The following is a 12,705-nucleotide window of genomic DNA, read 5'->3' as shown; positions in this document are numbered from 1 at the left end:
CTCAGGCCGTCTCGGGGAAGTACCCTCCCGCGGGGCCGCGGACGGCGCTCGCGATGAGGTCCCGGGCTCGCCGCCGGGACACCGGTACGACCGGCGCCGCGAGGAGCCAGGCGAGCAGCTGATCGAACGGGAGCGCCTCGGTCGGCCACTCCGGCATGTACGGATCGCAGTAGATCGGCGTTCCCGGCTCGCTGCGCCAACTCTGGGCGAGTCCGCCGATGTCGAGCGCGTCGTAGCCGAGCGCGTCGAGGACCTCCGCAGCCCGGGCCTTCGCGTCCGCGTCCTCCCCCGCGATCGGCAGAGTGCTGCGCTCGAGGTCCCCGGCCGGTCGAGCCCCGTTGCCCAGGCTCGCGAACGTGATGCTGTTGAACGCCTTCACGACGAACGAGTCCGCGAGGTGCGCCTGCACGAGCTCGCTCGCCGTCGACTCCCGGTCGTCCAGGACCGCGATCCGGCCGTCCCGCTGGGGGTAGTAGTTCGTGGTGTCCAGCACGACCTTGCCCGCGAGGGCGTCGGCGGGGAGGTCGGTGTGCGCGATGAGCGGGATCGCCGCGACGATCACGTCCGACTCCTCCGCCACCTCCCGCACGGTCGCCGCTCGGGCGCGCGGCCCGAGCTGCTCGACGAGCTCGGCGAGGCTCTCGGGGCCCCGGGAGTTGCTGAGGACGACGTCCAGGCCGCCGGCGACCGCGAGGCGCGCGAGCGTGCTCCCGATCGCTCCGCTGCCGATGATGCCGAGGGGTGCGTTCACGGTGGTGTCCTTCCTGGGGAGAGGGGTCAGGAGTCGTGCGAGAGCGACTCGGAGAGCGCGCGGTGCGCGTCGATCTGCTGCTGCACCGCGGCCTGCTTCTGCTCGATCGATGCCGCCGCATCCGCTCCCGCGATGAAGCGGAGGGGGAGGTCGCCGGAGTCGGACAGCGTGACGAGCGCGCGCGCCAGCTTCGCGGGATCGCCGGGCTGCTGCCCGTGCATCCCGGAGAAGGCGGCGAGAGTCTGCGCCGTCCCCTCGGCGTAGTCGTCGATCGCGATCTCGGGGTGGATCGTCGAGGAGCCCTCCACCAGCAGCTCGGTGCGGAAGAAGCCGGGCTCGACGGACATCGTCGAGACTCCGAACGGCGCGACCTCGGGATCGAGCGACTCCATCCACCCCTCGAGCGCGAACTTCGACGCGGCGTACGCCGAGGTGAAGCCGCCGCCGACGAAGCCGGCCGTCGAGGTGACCGTGATGATCTGCCCGGACCGCTGCCCGCGGAGCAGCGGCAGGACGGCGCGGGTGACCGAGAGGGCGCCGAAGAAGTTCGTCTCGAACTGCGCGCGCATCTGCGCATCGCTGAGTGTCTCGAAGTAGCCGGCGTAGAAGTTGCCCGCGTTGTTCACGAGCACGTCGATGCGTCCGAAGCGCTCGACGGCGGCGGCCGCGGCCTTCTCTGCGGCGGCGGGATCGGTGATGTCGAGGGCGACGGCGAGGAGGTTCTCGTGGTCGCCGATCGCCGTGCGCACGCGGTCGGAGTCGCGACCGGTCGCGACCACCTCGTGCCCCGCGGCGAGAGCGGCGCGGGCGATGTCGACGCCCAGTCCTCGTCCTGCTCCGGTGATGAACCAGACGTTCGTGTCAGCCATGCTCGTGCTTCCTTCGTCGAGGGCCCGTCCGGGAGTCGGGCGGGCGCTGAGGTCAGTCAACGAGGGGAGCGACGGGTCGAGACAGACCCGCTCGTGAGGGTCACCGGCAGGGTCCCCCTCGACCGCGACCGCTGCCGTAGCGTCGGGGCATGGACGCCGCCGCCGAGATCCGCGAGTTCCTCACGACGAGGCGGGCCCGGCTGACGCCCGCGCAGGCCGGTCTGCCGGACTACGGCGGCCGGCGCCGCGTCCCCGGGCTGCGCCGCGAGGAGGTCGCGCTGCTCGCGGGGATGAGCGTGGAGTACTACGTCCGCTTCGAGCGCGGGAACGCCCTCGGGCTGTCCGAGGAGATCCTCGACGGCATCGCCCGGGCGCTCCAGCTCGACACCGCCGAGCGCCGGCACCTCGACGACCTCGTGCAGGCCGCGACCGACGGAGTCCGCCCGTCCCGGCGCCGGGCAGCGGCTCACGAGCAGCGGGTCGGTTCCGGCGTCCTGCGCCTGCTCGACGCGATGACCGGGGTTCCGGCGCTGGTGCAGAACGGGCGGATGGACGTCGTCGCGATCAACGCGCTCGGGCGGGCGCTGTTCGCGGGGCTCGACGCCCGACCGGGACGGCCGGCGAACTTCGCCCGCTTCCTGTTCCTGGATGCGCAGGCGCGCGACTTCTACCGCGACTGGGACGACTCCGCCCGGCAGATCGTCTCGCTGCTGCGCGCCGAGAGCGGGCGCTCCCCTCGCGACGCGCAGCTGGCCGAGCTGATCGCGGAGCTCCGCGGGCGCAGCGACGAGTTCGCGGGCCTCTGGCTCGAGCACGACGTCGACGAGCACGGCACCGGCGCGAAGCGGCTGCACCACCCCGACGTCGGCGATCTCGACCTCGGCTACGAGGCGATGCAGCTCTCCGGCGACCCCGGTCTGCTGTTCCTGGCCTGGACCGCGGAGCCCGGAAGCGCGTCGCAGGACGCGCTCCGGCTGCTCGGCAGCCTGGCGGGGTCCGGCGCACCGGCCCGCCACTCGAGTTAGCGCGCCGGCCCGGTCCCGCCGTCGACGGCGTCCGGCCCCGAGGCCGGTGCGGACCAGCTCGCCAGCAACCGCAGATCCTCCGCCGACCGCGATCCCTGGGATGCGGTGTACGCGACGAGCAGCAGCCCGTGATCGCTCGTGATCTCCAGCACCTCGCAGTCGAGGTCGAGGTCGCCGACGAGCGGATGGTGCAGCCGCTTCGGCCCTGCGCTGTGCTCGCCCGCGTCGCGCGACGCCCAGAGGTGGCGGAAGCAGTCGCTGCGCGTGGAGAGCTCGCCGACCAGGTCGGTCAGCGGGCGGTCGAACGGGCGGCGGCCCGCTTCCGCACGCAGCAGCGCCGCGCACTGCTGCGCGATGCGCTCCCAGTCGCGGAAGAAGACGGGAGCGCGCCCGTCGAGGAAGACGAAGCGGCAGAGGTTCCGTGCCGGAGCGTCGAGCGCCTCGGAGAACAGCGCGGCTCCCAGGCGGTTGGCGCCCACCACGTCCAGTCGCCCGTTCTGCACGAGCGCCGGTACGTCGCCCATCGCGTCGAGCAGCTGCTGCACCGGCGGGCGCAGTCCGATCGGTCGGGGCGCGGAACGGCGCCTGCGCGGCTGCTCGCCTCCGTTGGCGGCGCGCACCAGCTCGAAGAGCCGGGACCGATCCCGGTCGTCGAGCCGCAGTGCGCTGCAGAGCCCGTCGAGGACGTCCTCCGAAACTCCTCCGACACGGCCCTGCTCGAGGCGGTGGTAGTACTCGGCGCTCATCCCGGCGAGGAGGGCGACCTCTTCGCGGCGGAGCCCCGGGACCCGTCGCCGTCCGCCGAAGTCCGGCAGTCCCGCCTGCACGGGCGTGAGCCGGCTGCGGCGGGAGATCAGGAAGTCCCTGATCTCGGTGCGGGTGTCCATGCCCTCGACGCTACGGGTGTCCCGTGCGGGGAGAGGGGCCCCGCCGGTGCCCCTTCCCGCAGGGACTCTCACGGATCCCCTGCGGAGCGGAGAGTGGATCCGCCGGCAGGACTCCGCGCAGGAAGCGCCCGGGCCGTCGGCATCGACAGGAAGGACTCCTCCATGACTCCGACGCTCTCCGGAACCGTCGCCGTGATCACCGGCGCCTCCAGCGGCATCGGCCGCGCGACCGCTCGCGCCCTCGCCGCCGAAGGCGCCTCCGTCGCTCTCGTCGCCCGTCGCGAGGACCGCCTCGACGAGCTCGTCTCCGAGATCGAGGGCCTCGGCGGCACCGCCCTCGCGCTCCCCACCGACATCACCGACCGCGACCGGGTCGAGGCCGCGATCGCGACCGTCGTCGAGCGCTTCGGACGCCTCGACGTGCTCGTCAACAACGCGGGCCTCATGCTGCTGGGCCCCGTCGCCGAGACCGACGTCGAGGAGTGGGAGCGGATGATCGCGATCAACCAGCTCGGCCTGCTCTACACGACGAAGGCGGCCCTCCCGCACCTCCTGCGCGCCGCCGAGGACGACCTGCGCGGTGTCGCCGACATCGTCAACATCTCCTCCATCGCCGGCCGCCAGGCCTGGGGCGGCTTCGCCGCGTACGCGATGACGAAGTTCGGAGTGACCGGCTTCAGCGAGGCGCTGCGCCAGGAGGTCACGAAGAAGAACGTGCGCGTCGGCGTGCTGCAGCCCGGCGCTGTCGCGACCGAGCTGGTCGCGCAGAACACCCAGCGCATCCAGGAGCAGCTCGCCGCCTCCGACGCGGAGGCGATCCCGGAGCGGCTCCAGCCCGAGGACATCGCCGAGAGCATCCTCTACATGGTCACCCGGAACCGCCGCTCCTCGATCGCCGAACTCTGGGCGATGCCCACCTCGCAGGCCTGATCCCCCATTCACCGACGCACAGGAGCAGCAGCAGATGAAGAACGCACGTCTCGGAGCCCTCGAGGTCTCCCGCATCGGACTCGGCGCGATGACCATGGCCGGCACGTACACGACCGGCGGAGGGCTCGACGACGACGAGTCGATCCGCACGATCCACCGCGCCCTCGATCTCGGCGTCACCCACATCGACACCGCCGAGGTCTACGGCCCGTTCCACAGCGAGGAGCTGGTCGGCCGCGCCCTCCGCGGACGCCGCGACGGGGTCGTCGTCGCCACGAAGTACGGGTTGATCCGGCACGACGGAGGCTCGACGAGCGGAGCGATCGACAGCAGCCCGGCGAACATCCGCGCGGCCGTCGAGGGCTCGCTGCGCCGCCTCGGCACCGACCGCATCGACCTCTACTACCAGCACCGCGTCGACCCCGGCACTCCGATCGAGGACACGATCGGAGCGGTCGCCGAGCTGGTCGCCGAGGGCAAGGTCCTCCACCTCGGACTCTCGGAGGCGTCCGCCGAGACGATCCGCCGCGCTCACGCCGTGCACCCGATCGCGGCCCTCCAGACGGAGTACTCGCTCTGGACCCGCGACGTCGAGGACGGGATCCTCCCGCTCCTGCGCGAGCTCGGCATCGGCTTCGTGCCCTACTCCCCGCTCGGGCACGGACTGCTGACCGGGCAGCTGCGCTCGGCGGCCGACCTCCCCGAGGGCGACTGGCGGACGTCGAACCCCCGCTTCACCGGCGGGAACTTCGAGCGCAACCTCGCCCTCGTCGACGAGGTGCGCGCGATCGGCGCCGAGATCGGCGCGACTCCCGCCCAGACCGCCCTCGCCTGGATCCTCACCCGCGGCGACGACATCGCGCCCATCCCCGGCACGCGCCGCGTCTCGCGGGTCGAGGAGAACACGGCGGCCGACGCCGTCGAGCTCAGCCCGGAGCAGGCGGCCCGCCTCGAAGCGCTCGAACCCGCGGCGGGCGCCCGGCACGACGACGCGAACATGGCCTCGATCGACCGCTGAGCCGCCGGTCGGGGCGTCAGGCCGGAACGCCCTGCGCCCCGCCCGGCAGCAGCGGCCGCTGCATCCGCCGCTCGTAGCGCACGATGCACCGGGAGTCCCGCGCCAGCTCGTAGGCGGCGATGCACTCCGGGTCGGTGAGCGAGTCGATCCGGTACCGCTCGTAGTCCGCGAGGGACGGGAACGTGAAGAGCGCGAAGGCCTCGTCACTGTCCCCCTCCGCCGGGAGGAAGTACCCGTGGTGCTGCCCGCCGAAGCGGTCGACCAGGGCCATCCACCGGGTGGCGTAGTCGGTGAACACGTCCAGGAGCGACGGGTCGATCCGGTACCGGAGGTGGATCGTGATCACGCGCGTCCCCCTCGGAGTCGATCGGGTGTGGTCGTGCTGCGCATGGCTCCCCCTCGGGAGATCGGCCGTCTCCGGCGTGCGGATCCTCCGCACTGCTCCCACCGTGTCAGCGCGCCGCGTCCCGCGAGGCGCGACGACGGCCGATCACCGTCGAGAAGCCGCCAGGACGTCTCACCAGCCCGCGGGCCCCGCGCTCCCCGCCTCGTACTCCTCGAGCGGCGCCGCCCCGTCGGCCCAGTGCGCGAGCACCGGAGTGACGATGCGCCAGCACTGCTCGGCGACGTCGCACGGCACCGACAGCAGGGTGTCGCCCTGCAGGATCCCCGCGAGCACCTGCCCGTAGGCGTCGAGGGTGGCGGTCCCGGGATGCGCCTCCAGCGTCGCGCGCTCGAGGTCGGTCAGGTCGTCGGCGCTGTTCACGAACAGGTCGAGCCCGACGTCGCCGCCCTTCAGCGACAGGCGCAGAACGGTCCCGGCGTCCTCCCCGCCCGAGCGGAGGCCCCGGGGCGGAGTCGCGGCGCGGAAGTGGACGGCGACCTCGGTGCGCGGGTCGCCGATCCCCTTGCCGGAGCGCAGCACGAACGGCACGCCCGCCCAGCGCGGGACGTCGACCTGGAGGAGGAGCTGCGCGAGCGTCTCGGTGCCGGCCTCGGGGTCGACGTCGGGCTCGTCGACGTAGGAGGGGAGCAGGCGGCCGTCGAGGCGCCCCTCGGTGTAGCGGGCGCGGCGGGCCGTGGCGGGGTCGTCGCGCCAGAGGCGGACGGCACCGAGCGCCTCGGCCATCCGGGCGTGGACGTCCTGGGGAGAGACCTCGTCGGGCCGCTCCATCACCGTCAGCGCCAGCACCATCAGCAGGTGGCTCTGCAGCATGTCGCGCAGCGCCCCGGTGCCGTCGTAGAACTTCCCGCGCCCCTCGATCCCGAGCGTCTCGTCGTAGACGATCTCGACCTTCTCGATGTGCTCGGCGCTCCAGCTCGCCTCGAGCAGCCGGTTGCCGAAGCGCAGGCCCAGCATCCCCATCACCGTCGCGTTGCCGAGGAAGTGGTCGATGCGCCAGAGGCGGTCCTCGGGGATCACGGCCGCGAGGGCGGCGTTGAGCGAGACGGCGTCGTCGAGGTCCTCGCCGAACGGCTTCTCGATCGCGACGACGAGGTCCTCCGGCAGCTCGATCCGCCCCAGCGACTCCGCGACCGCGTGTCCCATGGCCGGCGGGAGCGCCACGTAGAGCACGGGCGTCGACGGGCAGGCGTCGAGCAGGGCCGCCAGCTGCTCCGGATCGGAGGCGTCGGTCGCGACGAAGCGCGCCCGCGAGGCGAGGTCGTCGACGGTGTGCGCCGCGATCCCCGCGTCCTCGAGGCTGCGGCGGACGAGCGCCTGCCACTCCTCGTCGCTCTGCGGCGTGCGGGCGGCTCCGACGAGGGTGAGCTCGGAGTCGCGCGCGAGCTCCGCGACCCGTCCCAGCCCCGGGAGCAGCAGCCGCTCGGTGAGGTCGCCTCCGGCCCCGAGGATCGCGACGGTGCGCCGCTGCTGCTCGAGTGCGGTGGCCTCGGGGATCCCGATCTGCTCGGTCATGGTGTCTCCTCCTGTGCGTGGTCCCGGCTCCGGCTGTCCGTCCTGGATCCGGCGTGCGTCCTGGATCCCGTCGGCGGTGCGAGCCGCCACGCTAACCGACCGGTCTGCTCGTGCCCCGAGAGGGGGCTGACCGAGCGGTGACTCCGCCGCGGGAACCCCGGAGCGTCGAGGGAGCCCGCAGGAGCGGGTTCCCCCACCGCCCGCCGACCCGCGCTAGCGTCTCCCCCGACGGCGGACCACCGCCAGGGGGGAAGGTCCGCATGCTCGAGGAATCCGACCGGGAGCTGATGCGGGTCGTCTCCCGCTACCTCAAGCACGTCGAGAAGCTCGCCGCGACCGAGCAGATCGCCGAGCGCACGCCGCTCGGCGACGCCGTGAGCGAGCACCTCGGCGTCGACGCGACGACCCTGTCGGTCACGACCGAGGAGGTCCTCCCGCACCGCCTGGTCGACGCCGACCTCGCGCTCGACGTCCTCTCGGGAGCCGACTCCTCCGTCCTCGGCGTCGGCGGCGGCGAGCAGCGCGCCCACTCCTCGATCGGCGAGATGCTCGCGAACCCCTACAACCGGTTCGCGCCCGGCCCCGTGACGTACGCCACCCGCGCCACCGGACCCGACTCCGACCGCCGCGTCATCGCGTTCGGCCTGCGCCTGCTCCGCTTCGAGGGCGTGCCGGTCGCGGTGCTGCAGCGGGACGCGATGCCGCAGGTGGGTCGGGAGACCGCGACGCTCGAGATCCTCGCGGCCGACGAGGGGGTCGTGCCGGCGTTCGTCCGCCGCCTGCACGCGCTGATGATCGAGCACAGCGTGCTGCGCGGCCAGGTGCTCTCGTTCGCGGGCACCGAGTTCGGCCGTCACGCCGGAGCCGTCTTCCTCCCCCGTCCCGCGGTCGCCGCGAGCGAGGTCGTGCTCGAGGAGGGCGTGCTCGACTCCGTCGTCGACCACGTCGTCGGCATCGGCGAGCACCGCGCCGAGCTGCTCGAGGCGGGCCAGCACCTCAAGCGCGGCCTGCTGCTCTACGGCTCTCCCGGCACCGGCAAGACGCTCACGGTACGCCACCTGCTCTCCCGCACCCCGGGGACCACTGCGATCGTGCTGACCGGGTCGAGCATCCGCTTCATCGGCGCCGCCGCCGAGATCGCGCGCACCTTCCCGCCCGCGCTGGTCGTGCTCGAGGACATCGACCTGGTGGCGATGGAGCGCTCGCACAGCCCGCAGCCGCTGCTGTTCGAGGTGCTCGACGCGCTCGACGGCCTCGACGGGGACGCCGACGTGGCCTTCGTGATGACCACGAACCGCGTCCAGGTGCTCGAGCGCGCCCTCGCCGCGCGTCCCGGCCGGGTCGACCTCGGCGTCGAGATCCCGCTCCCCGGACTCGAGGCGCGCCGCCGCCTCTTCCGCCGGTACGCCGACGCCCTGCCGTTCAGCGGGGCGGCGCTCGACGCCGCGGCGGAGCGGGCGGAGGGGACGACCGGCTCGTTCGCGAAGGAGCTCATGCGCCGCAGCGTCCTCGCCGCCGCCCTCCGCGGATCCGCACCCGGCGACGGCGACCTGGCGGCCGCGCTCGAGGTGCTGCTCTCGTCGGCGGAGTCGCTCACCCGCCTGCTCCTGGGCAGCCCGGGCGAGCGGCGGGACCCGGAGGGCGACGACGTCGACCCGCACGACGCCGGCCCCGACGGCGAGGTCACGGCCGCGGGGTACTCCGCGTCCGCGATGAGCACCTCCTACTCGGTCTCGTACGACGACGACCCGGGCGTCTGACGGGGGCTCGCTAGCAGCACCGACCCGGCTCAGCCAGTCCCTGCGCGGCGTCGGCGATCGTGATCGACTGCAGGCACACCTCCCGAAAGCCGGTCCCATGCTCTCCCTCGTCTACTCCAGCCGCGCCACCGCCCCGTTCGACGAGGCGCGCCTCGCGTCGCTCCTGCAGCAGAGCCGCGCCGACAACGCGCGGGTCGACCTCACCGGCATGCTCCTGTACCGCGACGGCCGCTTCCTCCAGGTGCTCGAGGGCCCCGACGAGGCGGTGCGCGAGCGGATGGACGCCATCGAGCACGATCCCCGGCACGAGTCGATCCGCATCCTGCTCAAGGAGTCGACGACCGAGCGCCTGTTCCCGGAGTGGTCGATGGCGTACGCCGCCGTGCCCGAGACCGCGCAGCCCGAGGGCTTCCGCACCACGTTCGAGGACCTCGCCGGCGACCGTGAGACGAGCTTGACCCTGCCGGCCCTGCGCGAGCTCGTCCGCTGGTTCCAGGAGCGGCCCGCCGCCTGAGCGCGCGGCGGCCCACCCGTCAGCGCCCCGATCCGTCGCGAACGGCCGCGTTCCGACCTCTGCCGGGCCTCCGCCCGCGTCGACCCGTCGCGGACGGCCGTCCTGATCCTCCCGCGGCGACCATCAGTGACGGATCACGCCCGCGCCACTCCGTTCCGCGACTCAGCCCCAGCCGAGCTCGACCAGCGCCTCGCGCGCGTCGCGACGCGGCGAGTACGGCACCTCGACCCCGCGCACCAGGCGGTAGTCCGTGTCGCCCGGCCCCACCCACAGCACGCTGTCGGAGGCGGTGGCCGAGCCCAGCGCCGAGCGGATCGCCTCCGCGGGCTCCGCGATCTCGCGCACGTCGCCGCCGAGCCGGGCGCCCTCGAGCAGCGCACGGCGGATCCGCGCCGGATCCTCCGACCGCGGGTGGTGGTCGGTCACGACGACCACGTCCGCCCCCTCGGCCGCCGCCCGCCCCATCGGTGCGCGCTTGGAGGGGTCCCGGTCGCCGTCCGCTCCCAGAACCACGATCACGCGTCCCGGAGTCACCTCGCGCAGCGCCGCCACCGTCTTCTCGATCGAGTCGGGCGTGTGCGAGAAGTCGAGGAACACCCGCGGCCCGCGCTCCCCCGAGATTAGGAGCGAGCGGCCCGGCACGCGCGCGTGGATCCCGTCGCGCACCGCCTCGGCGAGCGCCGGGAGCGGATGCCCGGCCGACAGCAGCATCACCAGCGCGAGCCCCGCATCCGCCGCCATGTGCCGACCGACGAGGGGGACGGAGGTGGTCAGCGAGCCGCCGGGCCCGCTCAGCCGGAACGCGGTGCGCGTCGTCGTCGACTCGAGCACCTCGACCCGCCAGTCCGCGCCGGTGCCGCCGAGCGACGCGACGGTGACCACGGGCACCTCGGCCAGGTCGCGCATCCGCTCGCCCGCCGGCGAATCGAGCAGCACCACCGCCCGACGCGAGAGCGACGGATGCAGGAGCCTCGCCTTCGCCCGCAGGTACTCGTCCATGCCGCCGTAGTCGTCGAGGTGGTCGTGGCTGAGGTTGGTGAATCCCGCGACGTCGAAGTGCAGCCCGTCGACCCGGTGCCGCGTCAGCGCCTGCGCGCTCACCTCGAGGGCGGCGGCGTCGACCCCGTCCTCGACCATGCGCGCCAGCAGCGCGTGCAGCTCCGGGGCCTCGGGCGAGGTGAGCCGGCTCGCGATCTCGACGGAGCCGCTGCGCCGCGTCGCCGTCGAGCTGTGGCCGACGCGCCTCCCGAGCTGCTCGAGCACCGCCGTGAGCAGGTGCACGGTCGTCGTCTTGCCGTTCGTGCCCGTCACGCCGAAGAGCGGCGGGCGAGCGGAGTCGGTGCCGTAGACGCGCGCCGCGATCCGTCCCAGGACCCGCCGCGGATCCGGAGCGACCAGCACCGGCAGACCGGCGGTGCGCGCGGCCCCCTCCTCGTCGGTGAGCACCGCGACCGCTCCCGCCGCCCGAGCCCGCTCGACGAAGTCGGCACCGTGCGCGCCCCGCCCCGGCAGCGCGGCGAACAGCCCGCCCGGCTCGACCTCGCGGTCGCTGACGGTCACGCTCGTCACCCGGACGTCGGGGCCCTCGAGCCGCGCGCCCGTCGCGGCGAGCTCCGAGAGCACCGCCCCCGCCGTCGAGCGCGGCCGGAGGAACGAGAAGTCCGGCACTGCGCCCCTCGCTGCTCCCGGGCACCGCGATCCGGCCCGACCAGCCGATCGTAGGAAACCCGCCGACCGGGGTGAAGACGATTGACAAACCGGACCCGGTCCGATCCGCCGGGAGCGCTCTCAGCGTGCCGCGCCCTCCGCGTCCGCCCGTGAGAACCCGAGGTCGTATGATGCTTATTAATAGTCATGGAGGATCGATGTACACCGCACCGGAGCTCACGGACGAGGAACTCGAGGTCCGCCACGAGATCAGAACCGTGAGCGACTCCCTGCTGCACCAGGTGCGCCAGGCGAACCGCTGGACGGCGCCGCTGCGCCGCATGACGATCGCGCGCAACGTGCAGGGGTCGAACAGCATCGAGGGCATCACCGCGAGCGTCGACGAGGTGGGCGCACTCGCCCAGGGCGAGCAGCCCCCGGGAGTGGGCGACGACACGGCGCGCGCTCTCCTCGGCTACCAGCTCGCGATGACCTACGTCCTCCAGCTCGCGCAGGATCCGGTGGTCGTCGACCCGACACTCCTGCGCAGCCTGCACTACATGATGACGTCGCACGATCTGTCGGTGCGGCCCGGGCGCTACCGGCTCGGGCCGGTGTTCGTCCAGCAGGAGTCGACCGGGGACATCGTGCACGAAGGCGCGCCCGCCGACGGCCTCCCTCCGCTGATGGAGGAGCTGACCACGACCGTGCGCGGCACCGGCGACAGTCTCGTCGACGCGGCGATGGCGCACCTCAACTTCGTGCTCATCCACCCGTTCCGAGACGGCAACGGGCGCATGGCGCGCATCCTGCAGTCCCTCGTCCTCGCCGCCGACGACGACGTCTCGCCCGTCTTCCTCTCGACGGAGGAGTACCTCGGCCGCCACACGCAGGCGTACTACGACGTGCTCGCCGAGGTCGGCGGCGGGGGCGGGGGGTGGTCTCCGGGGCGCGTGCCTCCCGAACGTGCCCGCCCATGGATCCGGTTCATGCTCACCGCGCACCTCAACCAGGCCCAGGAGCGAGCCTTCCGCATCGCCGCCGCGAGCGAGGCGACGACGGACCTGAGCACGATGGTCCTCGCGGCCGGCGTCGACGACCGCACCCTGGACGCGCTGTTCGACGCCCTCCTCGGCGCGACGCTCACCAGAGGCCGCTACATCTCCTCGCTCGCCGAAGTGGGCGTGACGGTCAGCCCCCAGACCGCGACGCGCGACCTGGCGACGCTCGCGCAGGCCGGGCTCCTCGAGGCGACCGGCGAGAAGCGGGGGCGCGCCTACACCGCCGCAGCACCCCTTCTCGCCCTGCGCCGCGAAGTCGGCCTCGGGCGCGCGTGGCGGCACGTCGATCCGTTCGCCGGCTCGTGAGCGCGACGCCGCGCCGCGG

General features: G+C 73.5%; 12 protein-coding genes. 6 read left to right on the top strand and 6 right to left on the bottom strand.

What is annotated here, in order from left to right; translation table 11 throughout:
- Position 1 precedes the first annotated feature (1 nt).
- The gene (locus ASF48_RS01325; RefSeq protein WP_055785220.1) at positions 2–751 is read right to left on the bottom strand and encodes an NADPH-dependent F420 reductase; all 750 of its coding nucleotides are present in this window, start codon (positions 749–751) and stop codon (positions 2–4) included.
- Positions 752–777: 26 nt separating this feature from the next.
- Positions 778–1,620, bottom strand: coding sequence for an SDR family NAD(P)-dependent oxidoreductase (locus ASF48_RS01320; protein ID WP_055785217.1), 843 nt, complete (start codon positions 1,618–1,620; stop codon positions 778–780).
- Between the two features lie 149 nt (positions 1,621–1,769).
- Here ASF48_RS01320 and ASF48_RS01315 point away from each other — a divergent pair, with 149 nt between their 5' ends.
- Complete coding sequence (locus ASF48_RS01315) at positions 1,770–2,645, top strand: helix-turn-helix domain-containing protein (protein WP_055785214.1); 876 nt, start codon at positions 1,770–1,772, stop codon at positions 2,643–2,645.
- Here ASF48_RS01315 and ASF48_RS01310 read toward each other — a convergent pair.
- Positions 2,642–3,532 carry a helix-turn-helix transcriptional regulator gene (locus tag ASF48_RS01310; RefSeq protein WP_055785211.1) on the bottom strand — a complete coding sequence of 297 codons (891 nt, stop codon included), beginning with the start codon at positions 3,530–3,532 and terminating at the stop codon, positions 2,642–2,644. The genes ASF48_RS01315 and ASF48_RS01310 overlap by 4 nt on opposite strands.
- 162 nt (positions 3,533–3,694) lie before the next feature.
- On the opposite strand from ASF48_RS01310, the gene ASF48_RS01305 reads away from it, so the two are divergent.
- Together ASF48_RS01305 and ASF48_RS01300 are read left to right on the top strand one after the other, a co-directional pair.
- Positions 3,695–4,462 carry an SDR family oxidoreductase gene (locus ASF48_RS01305; RefSeq protein ID WP_055785209.1) on the top strand — a complete coding sequence of 256 codons (768 nt, stop codon included), beginning with the start codon at positions 3,695–3,697 and terminating at the stop codon, positions 4,460–4,462.
- Between the two features lie 34 nt (positions 4,463–4,496).
- On the top strand, positions 4,497–5,480 hold the full coding sequence (locus ASF48_RS01300) for an aldo/keto reductase (protein ID WP_055785205.1): 984 nt from the start codon (positions 4,497–4,499) through the stop codon (positions 5,478–5,480).
- A gap of 16 nt (positions 5,481–5,496) precedes the next feature.
- Here the strand turns inward: ASF48_RS01300 and ASF48_RS01295 are convergent, their stop codons facing one another.
- Positions 5,497–5,826, bottom strand: coding sequence for an NIPSNAP family protein (locus ASF48_RS01295; RefSeq protein WP_055785202.1), 330 nt, complete (start codon positions 5,824–5,826; stop codon positions 5,497–5,499).
- A gap of 171 nt (positions 5,827–5,997) precedes the next feature.
- Positions 5,998–7,398, bottom strand: coding sequence for a glucose-6-phosphate dehydrogenase (locus ASF48_RS01290; protein WP_055785192.1), 1,401 nt, complete (start codon positions 7,396–7,398; stop codon positions 5,998–6,000).
- Positions 7,399–7,658: 260 nt separating this feature from the next.
- Between ASF48_RS01290 and ASF48_RS01285 the strand changes: the two genes are divergently transcribed.
- Together ASF48_RS01285 and ASF48_RS01280 are read left to right on the top strand one after the other, a co-directional pair.
- Positions 7,659–9,158 carry an AAA family ATPase gene (locus ASF48_RS01285; RefSeq protein ID WP_082480902.1) on the top strand — a complete coding sequence of 500 codons (1,500 nt, stop codon included), beginning with the start codon at positions 7,659–7,661 and terminating at the stop codon, positions 9,156–9,158.
- A gap of 97 nt (positions 9,159–9,255) precedes the next feature.
- Positions 9,256–9,672, top strand: coding sequence for a BLUF domain-containing protein (locus ASF48_RS01280; RefSeq protein WP_055785189.1), 417 nt, complete (start codon positions 9,256–9,258; stop codon positions 9,670–9,672).
- A gap of 162 nt (positions 9,673–9,834) precedes the next feature.
- Here the strand turns inward: ASF48_RS01280 and ASF48_RS01275 are convergent, their stop codons facing one another.
- A complete protein-coding gene (locus ASF48_RS01275; protein ID WP_055785186.1) occupies positions 9,835–11,340 on the bottom strand; it encodes a Mur ligase family protein in 1,506 nt (501 codons plus the stop codon).
- A gap of 197 nt (positions 11,341–11,537) precedes the next feature.
- Here ASF48_RS01275 and ASF48_RS01270 point away from each other — a divergent pair, with 197 nt between their 5' ends.
- Positions 11,538–12,686: a Fic family protein gene (locus tag ASF48_RS01270; protein WP_055785184.1), complete on the top strand. Its 1,149-nt coding sequence runs from the start codon at positions 11,538–11,540 to the stop codon at positions 12,684–12,686.
- Positions 12,687–12,705 lie beyond the last annotated feature (19 nt).

It is taken from the genome of Rathayibacter sp. Leaf299 (genome assembly GCF_001423055.1).
In the GTDB taxonomy this organism is placed as follows: Bacteria; Actinomycetota; Actinomycetes; order Actinomycetales; family Microbacteriaceae; genus Rathayibacter; species Rathayibacter caricis.
This window is presented reverse-complemented; position numbering and strand designations above follow the sequence as displayed.